Origin of the sequence: Actinacidiphila guanduensis (genome assembly GCF_900103985.1) — a bacterium.
Classification (GTDB): Bacteria; Actinomycetota; Actinomycetes; order Streptomycetales; family Streptomycetaceae; genus Actinacidiphila; species Actinacidiphila guanduensis.
This window is the reverse complement of the sequence record NZ_FNIE01000015.1, coordinates 21,851-44,011: the sequence shown is the minus strand read 5'-3', so window position 1 is coordinate 44,011 and position 22,161 is coordinate 21,851. Positions and strand designations below refer to the sequence as shown.

The window sequence follows — 22,161 nt, the reverse complement described above, 5'->3', positions numbered from 1 at the left end:
GCGTCCTCCGTGGTCGGGGCCCCGCTCGGGCGGGGCCGGATCGTGCCGGTGCGGGTGGCCGGAACTGTCGGGAAACTGTCTGCCCCCGATCATGCCTTACGTTCCGTCAGCGTCGCCCGCGAGCCGCCGCCGTCGCCCGTTTCTTCCGCGGCCAGGGCGCGGTAGGCGTTGTCGCGGAGCTTGAGCAGGACGGCGGCGAGGACCGCTGCGGCCAAGGAGCCGATGAGGACGGCGGCCTTGGCCTCGTCGGCGAGCTGCGGGCGGGCGGCGAAGGCGAGTTCGTCGATGAGCAGGGAGACGGTGAAGCCGATGCCGGAGAGCGCGGCGAGCGCGAGGACATCGGGCCAGGCCAGGTCCGGATTGAGTTCGGCGCGGGTGAAGCGGGCCCCGAGCCAGGTGCCGCCGAAGACGCCGAGGGTCTTGCCGACCACCAGGCCGAGGAGGACGCCCAGGGTCTCGGGGCGGCGGAAGACGTCCGCCAGGGCGCTGCCCGAGACGCTCACCCCGGCGGCGAACAGGGCGAACGCGGGGACGGCCAGGCCAGCCGAGAAGGGCCGCACCAGGTGTTCGATCCGCTCGGCCGGGGTTCGGCGCTCGCCGGGCCTGGGGGTGCAGCGGAGCATGAGGCCCATGGCGACGCCCGAAACGGTGGCGTGGACCCCGCTGTTGTACATCAGTGCCCAAGTGGTGAGGGCGAGCGGCAGGTAGACGTACCAGCCGTGGACCTCCAGCCGCAGCAGCAGCCAGAACGCGGCGAGGCAGCCGGCGGCGCCGGCGAGGGCCGCGATATGGATGTCGGAGGTGAAGAAGATCGCGATGATCAGGATGGCGCACAGGTCGTCGACGACGGCGAGGGTGAGCAGGAAGGCGCGCATCGCCGGGGGCAGGGCGGTGCCGATCACGGCGAGGACGGCGAGCGCGAAGGCGATGTCGGTGGCGGTGGGCACCGCCCAGCCCTCGAGCGAGCCGCCGCCCGCGCTGCTGACGGCGGTATAGACGGCGGCGGGTACCGCCATGCCGCACAGCGCCGCGAGGACCGGCAGGGCCGCTTTGGACGGTTCGCGCAACTCGCCCACGACCAGCTCGCGCTTGAGTTCGATGCCGGCGACGAAGAAGAACACGGTGAGCAGCCCGTCGGCCGCCCAGTGGGCGAGGGTCAGGTGGAGGCCGAGGGCGGAGGGGCCGAGGTGGAAACCGGCGGCCTGCTCGTAGCTGGAGTGGAGGGCGTTGGCCCAGACGAGCGCGGCCACGGCGGCCAGGAGCAGCAGTACGCCGCCGACGGTCTCGGTGCGCAGGGCGTCGGCGAGGAAGGCGCGTTCGGGGAGGGGGAGGCGGGGGAAGAGGACGGTGGGCCGGATGCGGGCTCTCTTACGGGTTCCGGTGCTGGTACGGCGCCGGGCCCGCGCGCGGCCGCGGGTCGGGGCTTGGGTACTGCCGTCGGGGTGGCTGCGGGGGTCGGGCTCGTCCGGGGGCGTGTGCTGCTCGGCCACGGGCGGCGACCTCCTCGGAGTTCGGGGCGGACTGCCTGCCGCCGGCGGTCCCGCTCGGCCGACGGGGCTTGCCGGTGCTTCAGTCTTGCCGCGATCGGGCCCGGGGCGGGGCTCGACGGGGGCCGTACGGGTGAGCGGGCCGTATGGGTGAGGGGGGCCGTACGGGTGGGGCGTACGAGTGGGGGCAGCTGTTTGCTGCTCTGCGCTGCGGCGCGAGGTGCGGGCGCCGGACGCGCGAGGGGCGCCCGGCGGGTGTGCCGGGCGCCCCTCGCGGGTGTGTCGGTGGGCGGTCAGTCCTCGCTCGGGGCGGACGGCAGCTTGCTCTGGATCAGCTCCATCACCGAGGAGTCGGTCAGGGTCGTGACGTCGCCCAGCTCGCGGTTCTCGGCCACGTCGCGCAGCAGACGGCGCATGATCTTGCCCGAACGGGTCTTGGGTAGCTCGGAGACGGTCAGGATGCGCTTGGGCTTGGCGATCGGGCCGAGCGTCTTGCCGACGTGGTCGCGGAGTTCGGCCAGCAACTCGTCGCTGTCCTGCGCGGTACCGCGCAAGATCACGAAGGCGACGATGGCCTGCCCGGTGGTCTCGTCCGCGGCGCCGACCACCGCCGACTCGGCGACCTTCGGGTGCGAGACGAGCGCGGACTCCACCTCGGTGGTGGAGATGTTGTGGCCGGAGACCAGCATCACGTCGTCGACCCGGCCGAGCAGCCAGATGTCGCCGTCGTCGTCCTTCTTCGCCCCGTCCCCGGCGAAGTAGCGGCCCTCGAAGCGGGACCAGTAGGTGTCGATGTACCGCTGGTCGTCGCCCCAGATGGTGCGCAGCATCGACGGCCACGGCTCGGTGAGCACCAGGTAGCCGCCGGAGCCGTCGGGCACCTCGTTGCCCTCGTCGTCCACGACGGTGGCGCCGATGCCGGGCAGCGGGGTCTGCGCGGAGCCGGGCTTGGTCTCGGTGACGCCGGGCAGTGGGCTGATCATCATCGCGCCGGTCTCGGTCTGCCACCAGGTGTCCACGATCGGCGTCCGGCCCGAACCGATGTGCTCGCGGTACCACACCCACGCCTCGGGGTTGATCGGCTCGCCGACGCTGCCCAGCACCCGCAGGCTGCTCAGGTCGAACCCGGCGGGGATGTCGTCGCCCCACTTCATGAACGTGCGGATCGCGGTGGGCGCCGTGTAGAGCAGCGTCACCCCGTACTTCTGCACGATCTCCCAGAACCGGCCCTGGTGCGGGGTGTCCGGCGTGCCCTCGTAGATCACCTGCGTCGCACCGTTGGAGAGCGGGCCGTAGACGATGTACGAGTGCCCGGTGACCCAGCCGATGTCCGCGGTGCACCAGTAGACGTCGCTCTCTGGCTTCAGGTCGAAGACGGCGTGGTGGGTGAAGCTCGCCTGCGTCAGGTAACCGCCCGAGGTGTGCAGGATGCCCTTCGGCTTCCCTGTGGTTCCCGAGGTGTAGAGGATGAACAGCGGGTGCTCGGCCTCGAACGCCTCGGGGGTGTGCTCGGCGGACTGCCGGCCGGTGATCTCGTGCCACCAGATGTCCCGGCCTGAGGTCCACTCGACGTCCTGGCCGGTGCGGCGGACCACCAGGACGTGCTCGACCTGCGGGGAGCGCGCGACGGCGTCGTCGATCGCGGGCTTCAGCGCCGACGGCTTGCCCCGCCGGTACCCGCCGTCCGCGGTGATCACCAGCTTGGCGTCCGCGTCGGCGATCCGGGAGGCGACGGCATCGGCCGAGAAGCCGCCGAACACCACCGAGTGCGCGGCACCGATCCGGGCGCAGGCCAGCATCGCCACGACCGCCTCGGGGATCATCGGCAGGTAGACCGCGACCCGGTCGCCCTTCTGCACACCGAGTTCCGTCAGGGCGTTGGCGGCGCGGGAGACCTCGTCCTTCAACTCGGCGTACGTGATCGTCCGCGAGTCGCCGGGCTCGCCCTCGAAGTGCAGGGCGACGCGGTCGCCGTTGCCGGCCTCGACGTGCCGGTCCACGCAGTTGTACGCCACGTTCAGCCGGCCGTCGGCGAACCACTTGGCGAACGGCGGGTTCGACCAGTCGAGCGTCTGCGTGGGCTCGGTCGCCCAGGTCAGGCGACGGGCCTGTGCGGCCCAGAAGCCCAACCGGTCGGCCTTGGCCTGCTCGTACGCCGCCGCCGTGACGTTGGCGGCCGCTGCCAGATCGGCCGGGGGAGCGAACCGCCGCTCCTCCTTCAGCAGGTTGGCCAGGCTCTCGTTGCTGCTCACGCCAGCTCCTTGTCAGGGTGTCCCAGATGTCCCGGCACTACCTCACCAGTCCTTCGCCACGCTGACAAGACTTCGCCGCATAATGGTTTAGACCTTTATGGTCACGCGGGCGCGGGCGCCTCCTTTCCCCGCCCCGTGGGCTCCCCCTCCGGTGGCCCGTCCACTCCCACTGCCGCGAACTCCCCCGTGCCCCTGTCCAGGATGTACGCCTGCGCCGCCGCCACGTCGAAGTACATCCCGTGCAGGTGCAAGGTGCCCTCGGCGACTCGGCGGGCCACGCACGGATGGGCCGTCAGATGTTCCAACTGCGTCATCACGTTGACGAGTGCCAGCCGCTCCCACTCGTCCGCGACGGGCCGGCCCGCGAGGGTGGGACCCGGTGCGTGGGCGGCAACTGCCGCCGGAACGGGTCCTTTTCCTGGCGGGGACTGCGCGGGGCTGGGTGAGGCTTGCGCGGGGTCCGGCGCGGTTTGGGCGGGGCTTGGTGGACCCTGCACCGGGCCTGACGGGGCCTGTACGAGCTCTGGCTGGCCCTGCGCGGGGCTTGGCGGGGGAGCGGCGGTCGCCTCCAGACGGGCCAGGCTCGGCAGGCCGTGGCGCAACCAGCGGTTGAGCGGGGTGGCGTCGGCCGGGTCCCGGTCGGCGGCGAGCAGCGCCTGCATGGCGCCGCAGCCGGAGTGGCCGCACACCGTGATGTCGGAGACCCGCAGTACTTCCACCGCGTACTCCACGGCGGCCGCGACCGAGTCGCACGAGGCGTCCGATCCTGGTGGCGGCATCATGTTGCCGACGTTGCGGACCGTGAACAGGTCGCCCGGACCGCTTGAGGTGATCATGCTGGTCACCAGCCGGGAGTCCGCGCAGGTCAGGAAGAGCTGGCCGGGCCGCTGGCCCTCGCGTGCCAGACGGGCCAGCTCGTCGCGGACCAGCGGGGCGGTGTGGCGCTGGAAGGCGCTGACCCCGCCGAGCAGTTGGCCCCCGCCGCCGGTCGGTGTCGCAGCCGGCCGGGTGCAGTGGTGGTTGCGCCATGGGGTCCAGGGACGGCAGGCGTGCGCACTCAGCGGCTCGCTGACCGTTCGTCCCGCCCCGTCACCGAGCACGACCCGCCCGCCGCGCGAAAGGTGCCGCGTGCTCCAGGAGTTGAGCGCCTCGTACGCCGCGTGGTCCATGAACGAGCCGTCCAGCTCCACCACCGCGCTCGCCCCCTCCGGCACCTGCGCGAAGGCCCGGGCCAGCCGTGGCACCGCCAGGAACGTCAACTGCCCGCTCACCCGCACCCGGTGCTGCTCGCCCTCCGCGGTCACGGCGATCCGCGTGCGGGTCAGGCTGCGCAGTGCCAGGAGGAGCGCCACGGCGATCCCCGCGAGCACACCCTGCAGGACGCCGAAGACGACCACGGTGCCGAGCGTGACGGCGTAGACCGGGAACTCGCGGTGCCGGTGGATGTGCTTGATGTGGGCGAAGCTCACCATGCGCATCCCGACCACCATCACCAGCGCCGCCAGGGCCGCCAGGGGGATCGTCTCCAGGGCGCCGGCGGCGAGCCCCGCGCACAGCAGCACCCACACACCGTGCAGCACCGTGGCCCGGCGGGTACGCGCTCCCGCCGCGACGTTGGCCGAGCCGCGCATCGCCCCTCCGGCGATGGGCAGTCCACCGAGCAGGCCGCTGGCGATGTTGGCCACGCCCTGGCCGAGCAGCTCGCGGTCGAGCCGTGCCGGCGGCGCGTGCGGTCCGGGGCGGCGCGCCTGCAGGGAGTCCACCGCGACGGCTGAGAGCAGCGACTCCATGCTGGCCACCAGGGTGACCGTCAGCACCGCGGCCGCCAGCGCAAGGACAGGGCCCTGCGGTACGGCCGGAAGCACGGGCGCGCTCCACTTCGGCAGGTCCACCCGTGGCATCGACAGGCCGGCGCTCACCGCGGTGGCGAGGGCGATCGCGGCCAGCGGCGCCGGGACCGCGCGCAGGGCCTGCGCCCGTCCCCGCAGCCTCGGCCAGGCGAGCAGCACGGCCGCGGTCAGCGCTCCGATGAACGGCGTTGTCGGATGGCTGTCCGCGAACTGGGCGGGCAGCGCCGCGATGTTCTCCAGGGCGGAGGTCTGCGGGCTGCCGCCCAGCACCACATGGAGCTGCCCGATGGCGATCACTGTCCCGATCCCGGCGAGCATGCCGTGGACGATGGCGGGGCTCACCGCCAGGGCCGCACCGGCCACGCCCAGCCCGCCGAGCAGGAGCTGAGCGATCCCGGCGAGCACGGTGATCGCGCACATGGCCTGCCATCCGTACTGCTGGACCAGGCCCGCCGTGACCACGACCAGACTTGTCGCCGCCCCGCTGACCTGCAGTGGCGCACCGCCGAGCGACCCGGCGACGATGCCGCCGACCGCCGCGGCGACCAGTCCCGACTGCAGTGGCGCGCCTGTCGCGAGCGCGATGCCCAGCGACAGCGGCACGGCGATGAGGAAGACCGCGATCGATGCGGACACATCCGGTCGGTACGTTCTCATGGTTCTCCGCGCTCCTTCTTCTCCCCTTGACACTGCCAAGCACCTGTAAATGGAGAGTAATGGACTGACTGCGGAGAGTGAAGAGATGGATTCGGATCGGTGTGCTATTTCCGTCTTTCGGATGAAGAGTCCGGTGGGCGGGAACTTCCCTGCCGTGTCGGTGCGCAGGTCAGTGCGCGAGTGCCGCATCCGGGTCCGAGGGCGACTCGGACAGCACGAAGCCGGGGTCGATCTGGTCGGCGAGGTCGGTGCCAATCCGCGCGTTGGCCCAGCTCTCGGCGTTCCTGCGGTGGAAGTGGTGCATCTGGGCGGTGTAGCGGCCCCAGTCGCGGTTCTCGTACGAGCGATCGGCGCGTGCGTGCATCGTGACCAGCGCCTGCCGGTTCGGCGCCTCCAGCAGCGAGAAGCGGGGGGCGCGATCCTTCTCCAGCGTCCGGACCCACTCCGAGCGGCCCACGGCCGCCAGCAGGTCGTCGCCGACCTCGGCCCGCAGGTACGCCAGGTCGTCCGCGCCCTGGAGCTTGTTGCCGACCACAGCCAGCTCCACGTCGAAGTCGCGGGCGTACTCCTTGTACTGGCGGTAGACGGACACGCCCCGCCGGGTCGGTTCGACCACCAGGAAGGTGAGGTCGAAGCGCGTGAACAGCCCCGACGCGAAGGAGTCCGATCCGGCGGTCATGTCGACCACAACGTACGCGTCGCGGCCGTCCGCCATGTGGTTCAGGCACAGCTCCACCGCGCCGACCTTCGAGTGGTAGCAGGCGACGCCGAGATCGGTCTCGGTGAACGCGCCGGTCACCATCAGGCGTACGGAGCTGTCGTCTTCGTCGTCCTCGCCCAGCGCCACTGGGCGGGCGCAGGCGGCGTACACGGGGTTCTGTCCGACCGGTCGCAGCAGGCGGGAGCCGCGCCCGGGCGGAGTGGTCTTGATCATGCTCTCGGCAGAGGCGATCCGCGGGTTGCTGCCCCGCAGGTACTCCTTGATCTGGGGAAGGTGGGCGCCGAGCGAGGGCATCGCGGCCGCGATCTCTTCCTCCAGACCGAGGGCGGTGCCGAGGTGCTGGTTGATGTCCGCGTCGATCGCAAGGACCGGGACGCGGGCGGCGGCGAGGTGGCGGACGAAGAGCGAGGACAGCGTCGTCTTGCCGCTGCCGCCCTTTCCGACGAAAGCGATCTTCATGTTCGGTGAGCGTAGGCAGGCCGGGACGCGGCCGCGTGCCGCACGTGGGCAAGGCCACTCGATCGGGGTCGATCCCGGTTGCCGGGGGTGCGTAGGGTCGTGGGCATGGCTATGAACGCTGCGACTTCTCCCGACCCCGGCGCGGCGGACCCGCTGGCCGTGCTCGGCGCCCTTCCGGGCGTGCCGGAGGCGGTCGAGTCCGTACGGCGGTCCGTGGACGGGGTCTACGGGCACCGGGTGATGCGGCGCCGGTCCGGCGAGGTGGCGGCCGAGGCGGCCCTGCGTGGCGCCCGGGCCTCGGCCGCGCTCGCCGGGGCCGACTGGCCGCTGGAGGAGGTGCGCCGCCGCAGCGACTTCTCCGCCGACGGCGAGGCGCACACCGTCGGTGCGGCCCTGCGGCTGACGTCCGAGGCCGGCCAACTTCTCGCCGTCTGGCGCCAGTCGCCCGTGCAGGCGCTCGCCCGGCTGCACCTGGTCGCGGCTGGCGGGCTTGCCGACGAGCCCACGGTGGGGCGCCCGCGCCTGAGCGGCGAGCCCGTGGACGAGCCACTTCCCGGGCTCGACGACATTCCGCTCCCGCCCTCCGAGGAGGTGGCCGCCCGGCTGGAGGGACTGATCGACCTCCTGCGTGCTGGCTCCTCCGCTCCCGCGCTGGTGGTCGGCGCGGTCGTGCACGGCGAACTGCTCTGCCTGCGCCCCTTCGGCTCCTTCAACGGCCAAGTCGCCCGCGCAGCCGAGCGCATCGTCCTCGTCGGCAGCGGCCTGGACCCGAAGTCCATCTGTCCGGCCGAGGTCGGTCACGCGGAACTCGGTGCCGCCGCCTACGTCAAGGCACTCGAGGGCTACGCCTCCGGCACCCCCGACGGCATGGCCGAGTGGATCGGCCACTGCGGGCGGGCCCTGGAACTCGGTGTTCGCGAGAGCGTGGCCGTCTGCGAGGCGCTGCAGCGCGGGGCGGCCTGACCTGCCCGTGCGGACGAGCCGTCGGTCCGCCCGACTCCTCGGCGCTGTCGGCCGGCAGGAAGCGGTCGCCCATGCGGGCAGAAATCGGGCAGAAATGCGGCGGCACCGCACGGTGCCGCCGCTGGCATGTCCGTCGGGTTACCAGTGCGTGCGCGAGTAGTGCCGATCAGGTCGGGATCTTTGCCCGCTACCTGGTGCGGCTGGCCCGGTTGGCGGGTCGCCTACGCGTGGGTGCCCGGCATCCATGCTCGGTCCGTGGGCCATCTGCTGTGAACTCGGTCTTCCTCTCGGAAGTCCGTGGTCTCGCGGGCCGCTGCTTCTTTTCTACCGCCGGCGGCGAGCAAGCGGAACCCCCCGAGGCGCTTTTTACCTTTCCTCTCATCCTGGACATTTCCATACTCGTGTGGGGCTCGACACCTCACACGAACGGGAGGGGGCGCCTGCGGCGGGCGGCCAGCCACACCAGGCCCGCCGTTGCCGCCGCGGCGCCGATCGCCGCCGCGGCGAGGACCGGCCGCGGCGGCATCGGCAGCGCCTGGATGCGCTGCTTGAGCCGGACGGGGCGGCTGAAGGTGAGCACCGGCCAGCCGCGGGCGACGGCCTCCTTCCGCAGCGCGCGATCGGGGTTGACCGCGTACGGGTGACCGACGGCCTCCAGCATGGGGAGGTCGGTCGCCGAATCGCTGTAGGCGAAGGACCGCTCCAAGTCGTATCCCTCCGACTCCGCGAGCCGGGCGATGGCTTCGGCTTTCGCCGGACCGTAGACGTAGTGGTCGATCTCCCCGTTGTAGGCGCCGTCCTGTACGACCATGCGGGTGGCCACGACGTGGTCGGCGCCCAGCATCTCCCCGATCGGCTCCACGACTTCGGAGCCGGAGGCGCTGACGATGACGACGTCACGGCCGGCGGCGTGGTGCTCCTCGATGAGCGAGGCCGCCTCGTCGTAGATGATCGGGTCGATCAGGTCGTGCAGCGTCTCGGCGACGATCTCCCGGACCTGCTGAACATTCCAACCGCGGCACAGTTCGGAGAGGTATTTGCGCATGCCCTCCATCTGGTCGTGGTCCGCACCGCCGACCAGGTACACGAACTGGGCATATGCGGTGCGCAATACTGCCCGCCGGTTGATGAGCCCGCCGTGGTAGAAGGACCGCCCGAAGGCGAGGGTGCTCGACTTGGCGATCACGGTCTTGTCGAGATCGAAGAAGGCCGCGGTGCGCGGTGGCAGGTGGTTTTCCACGGGATGAGCATAGGCAACCACCATTCGGCGTAAGGTCAGGCGCGTGGGTTTGCCTGAGAAGGCCTTCGGGTACACCATGGAAGTCACGGATCGTTCGCGACCGTGCTAACCCGGTCTGACTCCTCCCCCCCCGAGCCGGACCGTGGGGACGACCCCCGCTCTCCCCCCCGGCGGGGGTCGTCGCATGTCCGGGGGCAGTCCGCGGATCCCGTCCGGCCGGATCACCGTGCATCTGCATGTCCATGTCGTCACCTCTCGTTCGCATGTGCGTGCGCTTCTGACGTGTACGACGCGTGACTCTCGGTAATTGTTCCGTGTGCGCCGGAACTCACCCGTCCGAGTGGCGAAGTTATCCACAATCGCCGAGTTGTCCACAGATTCTGGCCAAGATCGTCCCAATTCCACTTCCTGCCCCACGCTGTTCCCAGGCGAAGCACGCCGTGCTCGCACGACAAGCGACGGGGGACAGAGAAATGGCCCGAACCACCGCAACCGACCATGCGGGGACCGCGGCGGAAGGACTCCGCGGACCGCTGATTGTGACCGAGGACGAAAGACTCCTCGACGATCTGCTCAGGCTGTGCGCGGCAGCCGGCGCAGAACCGGAAGTCGTCTTCACCGCCGCTCCGAGCGCGGCGAGTTGGGAGAACGCCCCGCTGATCCTGGTGGACGCGGATTCCTGCCCGCGGCTGCGCGGCGCCGCACGGCGTGGGGGCGTTCTGCTCATCGCCCGCGACCGGGAGGATCCGGAGACGTTGAAGCGGGCCGTCGCGCTCGGCGTCGACCATGTGCTGTCGCTGCCCGAGTCCGAGAGCTGGCTGGTGGAGCGGATCGCCGATCTCGCCGACGGCACGGCCGGCCCCGCTCTGACGGTCGGTGTGGCCGGCGGCCGTGGCGGCGCCGGAGCCAGCACGCTCGCCTGCGCACTGGCCGTCGCCGCGGCCGGGTCCGGGCGCCGCACCATGCTGGTGGACGGCGATCCGCTCGGCGGCGGCCTGGACATCCTGCTCGGCGCCGAGCGCGCCGGCGGCCTGCGCTGGCCCGATCTCGCGGACTCCCGCGGCCGCGTCGACAGCGGGGTGCTGGAGGCATCCCTGCCACGGCTCGGCTCGCTCAGCGTGCTCAGCTGGGACCGCGGCGCTGAACTCGGCATTTCCGCGCAGGCGGTGCGCTCTGTCCTGGGCGCCGCCCGACGGCGCGGCGGCGTGGTCGTCGTCGACCTCCCGCGGCGGATGGACGACGCTGTCGCCGAAGCGCTCGCCCAGATCGACGTCGGTCTGCTGGTGGTGCCCGCCGAACTGCGCGCGGTGGCCGCCGCCAGCAGGGTCGCGACCGCCTTCTGCGCCGTCCTGGACGACTTGCGGGTGGTCGCGCGCGGCCCGTTCGGCAGCGGGCTCGACGGCTCCGAGATCGCCGCACTGATCGGCCGGCCTCTCGCGGGCGAACTGCCGCCCGAACCCTCCTTGTCGGGCCGCACGACAGCCGGCGCACCGCCGGGCACGGCCGCCCGCGGCCCCCTCGCCCGCTTCAGCAGCACCTTCCTCGGACAGGCACTGGCCGCCCTCGAGGAGGTGGCGGCATGAGTACCGCACTTCTCGACGCGGTGCGGCTGCACCTGGCCGAGCAGGGCGGGGAGGCGACCCCCGCCCGGGTGGCCGCGGCCCTGCGGGCTCAGGGACGGCTCCTCGGCGACACCGAAGCCCTCGACGTCGTGGCGGCGCTGCGCTCCGAACTGGTCGGCGCGGGCCCGCTGGAGCCGCTGCTGGCCGACCCCGACGTCACGGACATCCTCGTCAATGCGCCCGACCAGGTGTGGGTGGACCGCGGCCGCGGCCTGGAGCGCGGCGATGTCCGGTTCGCCGACACCGCGGCCGTCCGCCGCCTCGCCCAGCGCCTGGCCACGACCGCCGGACGCCGGCTGGACGACGCCCGGCCGTGGGTGGACGCCCGTTTGCCGGACGGCACCCGGCTGCACGCCGTGCTGCCGCCGGTCGTCGTCGGCTCCCCGTGCCTGTCCCTGCGCGTGGTGCGGGCCCGGGCGTTCACCCTCGGCGAGCTGGTCACGGCCGGCACCCTGGACGCCGGGACGGCGGACCTGCTGCGCGCCATGCTCGACGCCCGCCTGTCGTTCATGATCAGCGGGGGCACCGGCTCGGGCAAGACGACTCTGCTCAGCTGTCTGCTCGGGCTCGTCGACCCGGCCGCACGCATCATCCTGGCCGAGGACTCGGCCGAATTGCGCCCCGACCATCCGCACGTGGTCCGCCTGGAGACCCGCCCCGCCAACCAGGAGGGCGCAGGAGTCGTCACCTTGCGCGACCTGGTCCGCCAAGCGCTGCGCATGCGGCCGGACCGCATCGTGGTGGGCGAGGTCCGCGGGGCCGAAGTGCTCGACCTGCTGGGTGCGTTGAACACCGGCCACGAGGGCGGGTGCGGCACCGTGCACGCCAATGCGGCCGCGGACGTCCCCGCGCGACTTGAAGCCCTGGGCTCGACCGCAGGTCTGGACCGGGCCGCGCTCCACAGCCAACTCGCCGCCGCGCTCTCGGCGGTGATCCACCTGGTACGGTACGCCGACGGCCGCCGCAGGGTCGCCGAGATCCATGTGCTGCAACGCCGCGACGACGGACTGGTCGGCACCGTGCCCGCCCTGGTCCGCGACGTCAGCGGCCGCGTCGACCGTGGCCCCGGATGGCAGCGGCTGGCCGCGCTGTGCTTGGCGGGTGCGTCATGAGCGCGGTCGGTATGCGGGAAGCGGCGCTGTGGACGGCCGCGCTGGTGGCCTGTTTGCCCGCCTGGATGATCCTCCAGCGCCACGACCGTCAAAGGCACCTGTGGGACCTGCTCAATGCCCCAGGCGGCCTCGTCCGGCCGAGCCGAGGGCCCCGGAGCCGATGGGTCAGGCTGTGGGCCGCGATCACAAGTGCTTTGTTCCGGGGTGGCGTTCGCAGCGGCGACTCCGAACGGACTCGACCGGCCTTCAGGCGGCGGCTGTTGAGCGACCGCCGAGAAGAGGAGCCCGAACCGCAGGAGAAGTGGGCCGGGTCCGGAGAGAACTCCAGGGCTGGGGACATCTGGGGACAGGGGACTCGAAGAAGCAGGCGCGACAGGCTCGGTGCGCCGGATGGGCGCCGAGGACGCCCAGGAACTCGGCCGACCAGGCGCAAGGGCAGCCCTTGGGAAGGCGAAACCCGTGAAAAGCCCGCGAGTGCCCCTCGTGAGGAGGGATTCGGCGGTCCGACGTCCGGGCGGGCGCTGGGGCCGGCGGAAGGCGGCGCTGAGGGCGGGGTGAAGGGTCGGCTATCTGCCCCGCCGCCGGGCGCCGAGTGGCTGTGTGCGGTGGCGGGCGCGGTGCTGGGCGCGATCACGTGGTCGCCGGTGCCGCTGGTGGCGGGCAGTGCCGCGGCCCCGCTGGCGCGCAGAGCGCTGCAACGCAGGGCGGAGCGTGCGCTGGGGGAGCGCACGGCCGCAACTGTGGGCACCTTGTGCGGGACGGTGGCCGGTGACCTGCGGGCCGGGCGGCCGCCGAACGCGGCGCTTGCCGATGCGGTGCAGAGCACGGACTGGGCGGCCTCGTCCGAGCGGGGCGAGATGGGGCGGCTGCTGCTGTCGGCAGCGCGGTTCGGCGGCGATGTGCCGGAGGCGCTGCGGACGGCCGCAGGACGCGGACCCGGCGCCGACGGGCTGCGGGCGGTGGCCGCCTGCTGGCAGGTGGCCGTCGACGGGGGCGCTGGGCTCGCCGCAGCGCTGGACCGCGTGGCCGCGGCGCTGCGCGCCGAGGCAGACCAACGTGAGGACCTGCGCGCGCAGTTGGCGGGCCCGCGATCCACGGCGGCGCTGCTGGCCATGCTCCCGGCGTTCGGCCTGGTGCTGGGCACGGCCATGGGAGCGCGGCCGACCGACGTTCTGCTGCACACACCCGCGGGGCTGGCACTGCTCGGCACGGGGCTGGCACTGGAGGGGGTCGGGCTCGTCTGGACGGCGCGGATCATCGCCGCGGCCGAGGGCGCGGCAGGCCGGCGGGGCGTGGGCGCCCCGAATGCGCTGGGCGGACGGCATCGCGCAGCCGCCGGGGGCCCGGCCGGCGAGGACAGCGCCGCGGTCCGGTCGGTGGCCGCGATGGACCGGGCGTACGCGAACGGCGGGAGCGGCGCGAGGCGTTCGCGCCGGCCGACGGGAGCCGTGGGCGGCATACGGGGACCCGGCGGCAGGTGGGTCGATGGCAAGCAGTTCGACGGTGGAAAGGAGGGTCGATGAGCGGCGAAGTTGTCCACAGCCTGGGGATGGCGGGTTCCGCGACGGCGGGCGTGATCGCGGTGGTGCTCGCGCTGGTGGAGCTGCGCAGGGGCCGGAACACGGCGCACAGGGTGCGCGGAGTGCTCGGGGCGGCGCGGCCGGCGAAGGCGCCGGGGCGCGGACGGGAAAAGGCGCGCGCCCTCATGCGGGACTGGGGGCCCGCCGTGGCCGCGGGGCTGGGCGTCGGGTTGGTCGCCGGCGGGCCGGCCGGGTGTCTCGCCGGAGTGGTGGCGGGGCTTGGGACGCGGGTCTGGCTGGTCCGGCGGCGCCGGGTCGACGGGGCGCGGACGGAGGAGGAATCGGCCGATCCTTCCGAACTGCCGTTGTGCGCGGACCTGATGGCGGCCTGCCTGGCGGCGGGCGCCACGCCCGGGGAGGCGGCTGCCGCCGTCGGGCGGTGTCTGGGCGGGCCGTTGGGGGCTGCGCTGATACGAGCCGGGGCCGAGTTGCGGCTCGGCGGGGAACCCGCGGAGTGCTGGGACAGGTTCGGGCGGCAGCCCGCGGCCGGAGCGATGGGCCGGTGCCTGGCCCGGGCGTCCACGACCGGCACCGCGCCGGTGGCCGAGATGACCAGGCTCGCGGCGGATTACCGCGCGGCGCAGGGCCGTTCGGCGCTGGCCCGCGCCCGGAAGGCCGCCGTGATCGCGACGGCGCCGCTCGGGCTGTGTTTCCTGCCGGCGTTCCTGGTCGTCGGGGTGGCGCCGGTGGTGATGGGCATGGCGGGAGCCGTGCTGGGCGGACCGATGCGCTGAAGAGAGCTCGGAGACAGGGCGGTTCGAACAGGTGGCCGCTCTGCGGGGTGGCGTGCGCCCGCGACGGGGCCGAGCGGGTGAGCGGGTGGCGGCGGCCCAGGAGAGGAGGTCGGGCGCGGGTGGTCCGCGCGTGGGTGCAGGACAGGAAGGCAGGCGGCTTGGACACGGGCGTCCGGGCGGCCAGGACATTCGAGGAAACAGCAGGAGGACGAGATGGCGAAGGTCGGGACGTGGGAGACGAGGGGCCGGACGGCGGCGTGGGTTGCCGGGCGGATGCGCAGGTGCAGGTCCGCGGCGGAGGCCGGGATGAGCACCGCGGAGTACGCGGTGGGCACGATCGCGGCGTGCGGGTTCGCGGCGGTGCTCTACAAGATCGTGACGAGTGGCCCCGTGCGGACCGCTCTCACCTCGGTGATCGAAAGGGCACTCCATGCGCCGTTCTGAGCGGGCGGGCCCGCCTGGGCACGGGCCGCAACGAAGGGACAGGGACGGCGGTTTCGTCACGGCGGAGGCGGCCGTGGTGATCCCCGTGCTGGTGGGGCTGGCCGGGCTGCTGCTGTGGGGCCTGATGGCGGCAGCGGCGGAGATCCGGTGTGTGGACGCCGCCCGGGCCGGGGCGCGGGCGGCGGCACGCTCCGAGAGCGGGGCCGATGTGCTGCGGGTCACCCGGACGGAGGCACCGAGCGGTGCCCGGGTGAGCGTGACACGGTCGGCCGGGTTCGTACGGGTGAGCGTGACGGTGCCGCCGCCGCGTTTTCCGTTCGGGCTGAAAGCCGAGGCCGCCGCCTGGGACGAGGACGACGCGGAGGAGGAGGGGACGTGACCGGCGGGCGTGCCGACCGGGCCGCCGGCGGGCGGGCCGAGCGGGGGTCCGCGACCGTGTGGACGCTTGGGCTGATGGCGGTCCTCATGGCGGCCTTCGCTGCGGTCGCCCTGCTCGGGCAGGCGGTGGTCGCACGGCACCGGGCCGGTTCGGCCGCGGACCTGGCCGCGCTTGCCGCGGCCGACCGCGCGCTGGACGGCGAGCGCCCCGCCTGCGCGCTGGCCGCCCGGGTGGCCGCGGCGCAGGGCGCCGTGTTGCGCCGATGCGTGGTCGTGGGCGAGGTCTCGGACGTGACCGCTGCGGTGGGCGGCGCCCAGGTGAGGTCCAGGGCAGGGCCACCCATAGCCGTGTCCGAGCCGGGGACCGAGCCCGGTTAGGAGCGCCGGGGCTCCTGCCAAGTGCGGGCTTCCGTCCTGCCCTCGGCAGAGGGGCGGGCACCACCCAGGGTGCCCGCGCGCTCCCTCGGGCCTGGGGGCGGGGCCGCAGCCCGCGAACGTTGCCGGCCGCGACGCTCGTCCGGCCCCCGTCCGGCCCCGTGGTGAGTGCACGGCCCCGCACGGCCCCGCACGGCCCCGCACGGGGGCCGCCTCGACTGGCGATGGGCCCGAGGGGAGCCGGGGACCCGTACGGCCCGTGCCTATGGCTCGGAGCGCTCCCGCAGGTCCTCCGGGACGTCCTCCGGGGGAGTCGGCGCGGCGGTGAGGAGGGAGTCCAGGAGGCGGACGGCTGCGGCTTTGTCGAGAGGGTCGTTGCCGTTGCCGCACTTGGGGGACTGGACGCAGGAGGGGCAGCCGAACTCGCACTCGCAGGAGGCGATGGCCTCACGGGTGGCGGAGAGCCAGGAACGGGCGGTGGCGAAGGCACGTTCGGCGAAGCCGGCACCGCCGGGGTGGCCGTCGTAGACGAAGACGGTGGGCAGGCCGGTGTCGGCGTGCAGCGGTATGGAGACGCCACCGATGTCCCAGCGGTCGCAGGTGGCGAAGAGCGGAAGGAGGCCGATGGAGGCGTGTTCGGCGGCATGGAGGGCGCCGGGCAGCTCCTCGGGGTGGATGCGGGCGGCGTCGAGCTGGTCGTCGGTCACGGTCCACCACACGGCGCGGGTGCGCAGGGTGCGCGGAGGGAGGTCGAGCTTGGACTCGCCGAGGACCTCGCCGGTCAGGACGCGGCGGCGCAGGTAGGAGACCACCTGGTGGGTGACCTCCACCGAGCCGAAGTGGATGCGGGCCGGGCCCCAAGGCTCCTCGGTGTCGGTGGACAGCACGCGGATGTCGGTGGTGTCGCGGGCCATGGTGGAGTACGAGGGGTCGGCGCGTTCGACGAGGGCGACGGAGTCGTCGAGGTCCAGCCGCCGCACCAGGTAGGTGCGGCCCTGGTGGAGGTGGACGGCGCCCTCGTGGACGGTGGTGTGGGCCGAGGCGGCGTCCACAGTGCCCAGCAGCCGCCCCGTGGCGGCCTCCACGACCTGCACCGGGGTGCCGCCCTCGCCGCGGATGTCGGTGAGGTCGGCCGCCCGCTCGCGCCGGGTCCAGTACCAGCCGGACGCGCGCCGCCGCAGGAGGCCGCGTTTTTCCAGCTGGGGCACCAGGTCGGCCGCCTCGGGGCCGAAGAGAGCGAGGTCGGCCTCGGTCAGCGGCAGCTCCGCGGCGGCCGCGCACAGGTGCGGGGCGAGGACGTACGGGTTGTCGGGGTCCAGGACGGTGGACTCCACCGGCCGCTCGAAGATCGCTTCGGGGTGGTGGACGAGGTAGGTGTCCAGGGGGTCGTCGCGGCCGACCATGACGGCCAGGGCGCCCTGGCCCGAGCGCCCGGCCCGGCCGGCCTGCTGCCACAGGGACGCGCGGGTGCCCGGGTAACCGGCCAGAAGCACCGCGTCCAGGCCGGAGATGTCGACGCCCAGCTCCAGGGCCGAGGTCGAGGCCAGGCCGAGCAGGCGGCCGGAGTGCAGGTCGCGCTCCAGGGCGCGGCGCTCCTCGGGCAGGTAGCCGCCGCGGTAGGCCGCCACCCGGCCCGGCAGGGAGCCGTCGATCTCGGCGAGGCGCTCCTGCGCGATGAGGGCGACGAGCTCGGCACCGCGCCGGGAGCGGACGAAGGAGACAGTGCGCACCCCTTGGACCACGAGGTCGGTGAGCAGTTCGGCGCACTCCGCGGTGGCCGTGCGGCGGACGGGCGCGCCGTGCTCGCCCGACAGCTCGGTGAGCGGCGGCTCCCACAGGGCGAAGGCGAGCTCGCCGCGCGGCGAGGCGTCCTCGGTGACCTCCGCGACGGGCACGCCGGTCAGCCGGGTGGCCGCCTGGGCCGGCTCGGCGGCGGTGGCCGAGGCGAGCAGGAAGACCGGCTCGGCACCGTAGCGGGCGCAGACGCGGCGCAGGCGGCGCAGCACCTGGGCCACGTGGGAGCCGAAGACGCCGCGGTAGGTGTGGCACTCGTCGATCACCACGTAGCGCAGCCCGCGCAGGAAGGAGGACCAGCGGGCGTGGCCGGGCAGGATGCCGCGGTGGAGCATGTCCGGGTTGGTGAGCACGTACGTGGCGTAGCGGCGGACCCACTCGCGCTCCTCGAACGGAGTGTCGCCGTCGTACACCGCAGGGCGTATGTCCGGGCCCAGCGGCGCGGCCAGGGCGCTGACCGCGCGGCGCTGGTCGGCGGCCAGAGCCTTGGTCGGAGCAAGGTAGAGCGCCGTCGCGCCGCGCCCGGCGCCCCCGCCCTCCTGGGCTGCGGGCAGCAGCGCGCTGAGCACGGGCGCGAGGTAGGCCAGGGACTTGCCCGACGCGGTGCCCGTGGCCACCACCACGGACTCGCCGCGCAGAGCGTGGGCCGCGGCCGTGGCCTGGTGCTGCCAGGGGCGCTCGATGCCCGCCGCGGCGATCGCCGCCACGACCTCCGGGCGGATGCCTTCCGGCCAGGAGGCATGCGTACCGACCCGCGGGGGCAGGTGCTCCGTATGGGTGATGCGTACGGCGCGGTTCGCCCCCGCGGCGAGCCGCTCCAGAGCGGTCCTCGGGGACGGTCGGCCGTGCGCCGACTGCGGAGAATGATCCTGGGCCATCGGCACTCAGTGTGTCACCGGGGTGACCGTCAATCGCAGTAAGGCGTCGTGCGGCCCCACCGCGAAGTGATTGAATGCCATCGCGGCAAGACCCCTTCCCCGCCCTCGGGAGGGGAGTCTCCACTAGCGTTAGCGTCCAGTGGAGGCCCCAGGGGCCGCCGCGTCGATGCAAGGTGCTGGAGGAGATCCGTGGACCTGTCCCTGTCGACCCGAACCGTCGGCGATCGCACGATCGTCGAGGTCGGCGGCGAGATTGATGTGTACACCGCGCCCAAGCTGCGCGAGCAGCTGGTGGAGCTCGTGAACGACGGGAGTTACCACCTGGTCGTGGACATGGAGGGAGTCGACTTCCTGGACTCGACCGGCCTGGGTGTGCTCGTCGGCGGGCTCAAGCGGGTACGGGCGCATGAGGGATCGCTGCGCCTGGTGTGCAACCAGGAGCGGATCCTGAAGATTTTCCGTATTACCGGTCTGACCAAGGTGTTCCCCATCCACACCTCGGTCGACGAGGCAGTCGCGGCGACCGACTGACGCTCGCCGAGAGGGGCACCGGACGGACCGCCGTCCGGGCCCCTGTGATGCCCAACCACAGGACCGGAGGGGGAGCGCCCCATGCCCACCGTAGAACTGCTCTTCAGCGCCCAGCCGGAGCACGTGCGCACCGCACGGCTCGTTGCGGCTCAGGTGGCGCGCCGGGCGGGGGTGGACGAGGCGTCGCTCGACGAGGTCCGGCTGGCGGTCGGTGAGGCGTGCAGCCGAGCGGTCGGGCTGCACCGCAACAACGGGGTGGAGCAGCCGGTGCGCGTGCTGCTCAACGAGGACGAGAAGAAGTTCTCCATCGAGGTCGTCGACGAGGTGCCGGGCACCGCGGCCGGCGGTTCCCCCGACGCCGCCGAGGACTCCGCCGCCGAGGACGAGGGCGAGATGGGCCTGGCGGTCATCAGCGGCTTGGTGGACGACGTCGAGGTGATCGAGGGCGACCGGGGCGGAGTGATCCGCATGACCTGGCCGACCGTCTCCGTCTGACCACCCTCCGCAGCCGTCCGGCGCGACGCCGCAGGTCGCAGCGGTGTCGGCGAGCGCGTCACGCCGTCCGGCGGGGCACTTCCGCGTGCCCGCGTCAGCCGGGGCCGTGTGCGGGGGCGTGTATGTTCCGAGGCCGTAGGGTCACGGAAGGAACCATCCGGTGAAGGTGAACACAAGGGTGCTGGCCGCGCTGTCCGGCGGTCTGGCCGTGCTGCTGGCGGTGTCGGCGTGCGGCGACGACACGGGCAAGAAGCGGGACGAGTGGGCCAAGGGCGTCTGCGACCAGGCCGCGGTGCAGATCAAGAAGATCGACGATTCCAACAACTCGCTCGGCCAGGTCGACAGCGGCGGCAAGCCCGCCGACGTGCAGAGCGCGGACGCCGCGGCCTTCCAGTCCGCCGCCGACGCCTTCGGGTCCCTCTCGGCCATCTTCACCAAGGCCGGACCGGCGCCCGGCGACGACGGAAAAACCTTCCAGCAGAACGCGGTGACCGTCTTCCACGACGCGGCCACCCAGTACGCGGGGCTGAAGAAGCAGATCGACGGGCTCGACACCCGACACCAGGCGAAGTTCGCCGACGGCCTGAAGAACGTCTCGGCCTCGCTGCAGAAGGCGTCCGCGGCCGGCCAGAAGTCCCGCGACTCGCTCCGCCAGGGCGACGTGGGCCAGGCGCTGGCCAAGCAGCCCGGCTGCCGGGGCGTCGTACCGACGGCATCCGCGTCCTGAGCCTCGCCGCCATGGACGCGGGTTCGCCTCCATGGGCGCGGGGCCGCCGCGATGCGCATCCGGCCTCCTAGGAGCCGCAGCGGCGTCCAGGAAGCCGTGCCCGCCTCGCCGCCATTGCGGCCCAGGAAGGAGCCCAGGCCGGAGTCCCCAGGAACGAACCCCGCCTCCCCTGCGACGGCCCTCCGGCGGGTCCGCGACAATGAGGGGGTGAGCACCCCGAGCAGCGGCAGCACTCCCAGGACGCACGGCACCGCGAGCGGCACCGCGGTCCTGCCCGACCCTGCTGGCGCCGCCGCCCTGCGCGACGAGTTGCAGGCGGCCGACTTCACCGCCGACGGCTGCCTGGACCTGCTCGGAGCCGTCGCCTACGCGGCGCTCTCCCGCGCCGAGACCGTGCCTGCCCTGCGCGCCACCCGCGGCGGCAGCCCGCTCGACACCCTCGTCCGGCTCTTCCTGCTCCAGCAGCCCGTGCCCCGCGCCCAGGCCCGCGCCGCCCTCAAGGGCCTCGACGCCTATGAGGCCGGCGGTTGGGTGAACGCGGACGGCGACGCGGTGCGCGCCACCGTGGACGTACGCCCCTACGCCGGTGACGGCGGCGAGGACTGGTGGATCGTCTCGGACCTGGGCTGCTCGGTGGGCGGCGCCGGCGGCATCGGCAGCGCCCCCGGAGTCGACCGGGCCGACCTGGTGCTCGGCGTCGGCGGCGCCTCCACGACGCTGGCCGGCCTGACAGTAAGGGAGCCCGTCGCGAGCGCGCTCGACCTGGGCACCGGCTCAGGCGTCCAGGCCCTGCACGCCTCCCGGCACGCCGCCAAGGTGACGGCCACCGACCTCAACCCGCGCGCCCTGCACTTCGCCCGCCTCACCCTGGCCCTGTCCGGCGCCAGGGAGGCGGACCTGCGCGAGGGCAGCCTGTTCGAACCGGTCGGCGACGAGCGCTTCGACCTGATCGTCTCCAACCCACCGTTCGTGATCTCGCCCGGCGGGCGGTTCACCTACCGCGACGGCGGCATGGTCGGCGACGACCTGTGCCGGGCGCTGGTCCGCTCCAGCGCCGACCACCTCACCGACGGCGGCTGGTGCCAGCTGCTGGCCAACTGGCAGCACACGGCAGGCCAGGACTGGCGCGAGCGCGTCGCGTCCTGGGTGCCCGCCGGCTGCGACGCCTGGATCGTGCAGCGAGAGGTGCAGGACGTCGCGCAGTACGCCGAACTGTGGCTGCGCGACGGCGGCGACCACCGCGCCGACCCGGCCGCCTATGTCGAGCGCTACGACGCCTGGCTGGACGAGTTCGAGCGGCACAGGGTCGAGGGGATCGGCTTCGGCTGGATCACCCTGCGCAAGTCCGGCGCCGACCGGCCCGCGGTCACCGCGGAGGAGTGGCCCCACCCGGTCGAGCAGCCGCTCGGCCCGCACATCGCGGACTGGTTCGCCCGGCGCGACTTCCTGCGCGCCCATGACGACGCCGCTCTGCTCGCCGCCCGCTTCACCCTGGCGCCCGACGTCGTGCAGGAGCAGGTGGGGCTGCCCGGCGCCGAGGACCCCGAGCACGTCGTCCTGCGCTCCGCGCGCGGCATGCGGCGGGCCACGAAGGTCGACACCGTGGGCGCGGGCTTCGCCGGGGTATGCGACGGCACCCTGCCGGCCGGCCGCATCGTGGACGCCATCGCCCAATTGCTGGGCGAGGACCCCGTGGTGCTGCGCGACCGCACCCCGGAGTCGATCCGCCTCCTGGTCGAGCAGGGTTTTCTGTCGCCGGTGGATCAGGCGGAATAGCCGCCCTGAAAGAACGGCGAGGAAGGCAGGCGGCGCGATGCCGGAGCGGCACCCGTACGAGGGCCGGCGCTGGTACGCGGCGCCCC

The 22,161-nt window shown here is 73.3% G+C and carries 18 protein-coding genes; 12 read left to right on the top strand and 6 right to left on the bottom strand.

All coding sequences use genetic code 11. The annotated features are described in order from the left end of the window. Positions 1 to 89 precede the first annotated feature (89 nt). The 4 genes from nhaA to BLR33_RS27915 form a co-directional block, all read right to left on the bottom strand. The gene (gene nhaA / locus BLR33_RS27930; protein ID WP_093787493.1) at positions 90 to 1,358 is read right to left on the bottom strand and encodes a Na+/H+ antiporter NhaA; all 1,269 of its coding nucleotides are present in this window, start codon (positions 1,356 to 1,358) and stop codon (positions 90 to 92) included. A 422-nt stretch (positions 1,359 to 1,780) separates the two neighbouring features. Then, a complete protein-coding gene (acs, locus tag BLR33_RS27925; protein ID WP_093787410.1) occupies positions 1,781 to 3,739 on the bottom strand; it encodes an acetate--CoA ligase in 1,959 nt (652 codons plus the stop codon). A gap of 101 nt (positions 3,740 to 3,840) precedes the next feature. Next, positions 3,841 to 6,246 carry a bifunctional SulP family inorganic anion transporter/carbonic anhydrase gene (locus BLR33_RS27920; protein ID WP_093787409.1) on the bottom strand — a complete coding sequence of 802 codons (2,406 nt, stop codon included), beginning with the start codon at positions 6,244 to 6,246 and terminating at the stop codon, positions 3,841 to 3,843. Positions 6,247 to 6,415: 169 nt separating this feature from the next. Further along, complete coding sequence (locus BLR33_RS27915; protein WP_093787408.1) at positions 6,416 to 7,426, bottom strand: ATP-binding protein; 1,011 nt, start codon at positions 7,424 to 7,426, stop codon at positions 6,416 to 6,418. 105 nt (positions 7,427 to 7,531) lie between these two features. Between BLR33_RS27915 and BLR33_RS27910 the strand changes: the two genes are divergently transcribed. After that, positions 7,532 to 8,389, top strand: a complete 858-nt coding sequence (locus BLR33_RS27910; RefSeq protein WP_245771721.1) for a Fic family protein — start codon at positions 7,532 to 7,534, stop codon at positions 8,387 to 8,389. A 418-nt stretch (positions 8,390 to 8,807) separates the two neighbouring features. Here BLR33_RS27910 and BLR33_RS27905 read toward each other — a convergent pair whose 3' ends face one another. Beyond that, the gene (locus BLR33_RS27905) at positions 8,808 to 9,653 is read right to left on the bottom strand and encodes an HAD family hydrolase (protein WP_093787406.1); all 846 of its coding nucleotides are present in this window, start codon (positions 9,651 to 9,653) and stop codon (positions 8,808 to 8,810) included. Positions 9,654 to 10,102: 449 nt separating this feature from the next. Here BLR33_RS27905 and ssd point away from each other — a divergent pair, with 449 nt between their 5' ends. The 7 genes from ssd to BLR33_RS27870 all read left to right on the top strand — a co-directional run bounded on the left by ssd (position 10,103) and on the right by BLR33_RS27870 (position 15,877). Continuing rightward, positions 10,103 to 11,212: a septum site-determining protein Ssd gene (ssd, locus tag BLR33_RS27900; protein WP_093787405.1), complete on the top strand. Its 1,110-nt coding sequence runs from the start codon at positions 10,103 to 10,105 to the stop codon at positions 11,210 to 11,212. Further along, the gene (locus BLR33_RS27895) at positions 11,209 to 12,363 is read left to right on the top strand and encodes a TadA family conjugal transfer-associated ATPase (RefSeq protein WP_093787404.1); all 1,155 of its coding nucleotides are present in this window, start codon (positions 11,209 to 11,211) and stop codon (positions 12,361 to 12,363) included. The genes ssd and BLR33_RS27895 overlap by 4 nt, the downstream gene beginning before the upstream one ends. A 605-nt stretch (positions 12,364 to 12,968) precedes the next feature. After that, the gene (locus BLR33_RS36415) at positions 12,969 to 13,886 is read left to right on the top strand and encodes a type II secretion system F family protein (RefSeq protein ID WP_245771720.1); all 918 of its coding nucleotides are present in this window, start codon (positions 12,969 to 12,971) and stop codon (positions 13,884 to 13,886) included. After that, positions 13,883 to 14,677 carry a type II secretion system F family protein gene (locus BLR33_RS27885; RefSeq protein ID WP_093787403.1) on the top strand — a complete coding sequence of 265 codons (795 nt, stop codon included), beginning with the start codon at positions 13,883 to 13,885 and terminating at the stop codon, positions 14,675 to 14,677. Before BLR33_RS36415 ends, BLR33_RS27885 begins: the two co-directional genes overlap by 4 nt. A gap of 306 nt (positions 14,678 to 14,983) precedes the next feature. Continuing rightward, positions 14,984 to 15,121 (top strand): DUF4244 domain-containing protein, encoded by a 138-nt coding sequence (locus tag BLR33_RS27880; protein ID WP_322987202.1) that lies wholly within the window; start codon positions 14,984 to 14,986, stop codon positions 15,119 to 15,121. A gap of 73 nt (positions 15,122 to 15,194) precedes the next feature. Then, on the top strand, positions 15,195 to 15,500 hold the full coding sequence (locus BLR33_RS27875; protein ID WP_322987201.1) for a TadE family type IV pilus minor pilin: 306 nt from the start codon (positions 15,195 to 15,197) through the stop codon (positions 15,498 to 15,500). Then, positions 15,497 to 15,877 carry an Rv3654c family TadE-like protein gene (locus BLR33_RS27870; protein WP_265737053.1) on the top strand — a complete coding sequence of 127 codons (381 nt, stop codon included), beginning with the start codon at positions 15,497 to 15,499 and terminating at the stop codon, positions 15,875 to 15,877. Before BLR33_RS27875 ends, BLR33_RS27870 begins: the two co-directional genes overlap by 4 nt. A gap of 260 nt (positions 15,878 to 16,137) precedes the next feature. Here the strand turns inward: BLR33_RS27870 and BLR33_RS27865 are convergent, their stop codons facing one another. Continuing rightward, the gene (locus BLR33_RS27865) at positions 16,138 to 18,546 is read right to left on the bottom strand and encodes a DEAD/DEAH box helicase (RefSeq protein ID WP_093787400.1); all 2,409 of its coding nucleotides are present in this window, start codon (positions 18,544 to 18,546) and stop codon (positions 16,138 to 16,140) included. Between the two features lie 189 nt (positions 18,547 to 18,735). On the opposite strand from BLR33_RS27865, the gene bldG reads away from it, so the two are divergent. The 4 genes from bldG (at position 18,736) to BLR33_RS27845 (ending at position 22,075) form a co-directional block, all read left to right on the top strand. Beyond that, complete coding sequence (gene bldG / locus BLR33_RS27860) at positions 18,736 to 19,077, top strand: anti-sigma factor antagonist BldG (protein WP_031520166.1); 342 nt, start codon at positions 18,736 to 18,738, stop codon at positions 19,075 to 19,077. A gap of 81 nt (positions 19,078 to 19,158) precedes the next feature. Next, positions 19,159 to 19,572, top strand: coding sequence for an ATP-binding protein (locus BLR33_RS27855; RefSeq protein WP_093787399.1), 414 nt, complete (start codon positions 19,159 to 19,161; stop codon positions 19,570 to 19,572). Between the two features lie 160 nt (positions 19,573 to 19,732). Next, entirely contained in the window at positions 19,733 to 20,299 is a 567-nt protein-coding gene (locus BLR33_RS27850) for a small secreted protein (RefSeq protein ID WP_245771719.1), read from the top strand. 270 nt (positions 20,300 to 20,569) lie between these two features. Next, entirely contained in the window at positions 20,570 to 22,075 is a 1,506-nt protein-coding gene (locus BLR33_RS27845) for a DUF7059 domain-containing protein (protein WP_093787489.1), read from the top strand. Positions 22,076 to 22,161 lie beyond the last annotated feature (86 nt).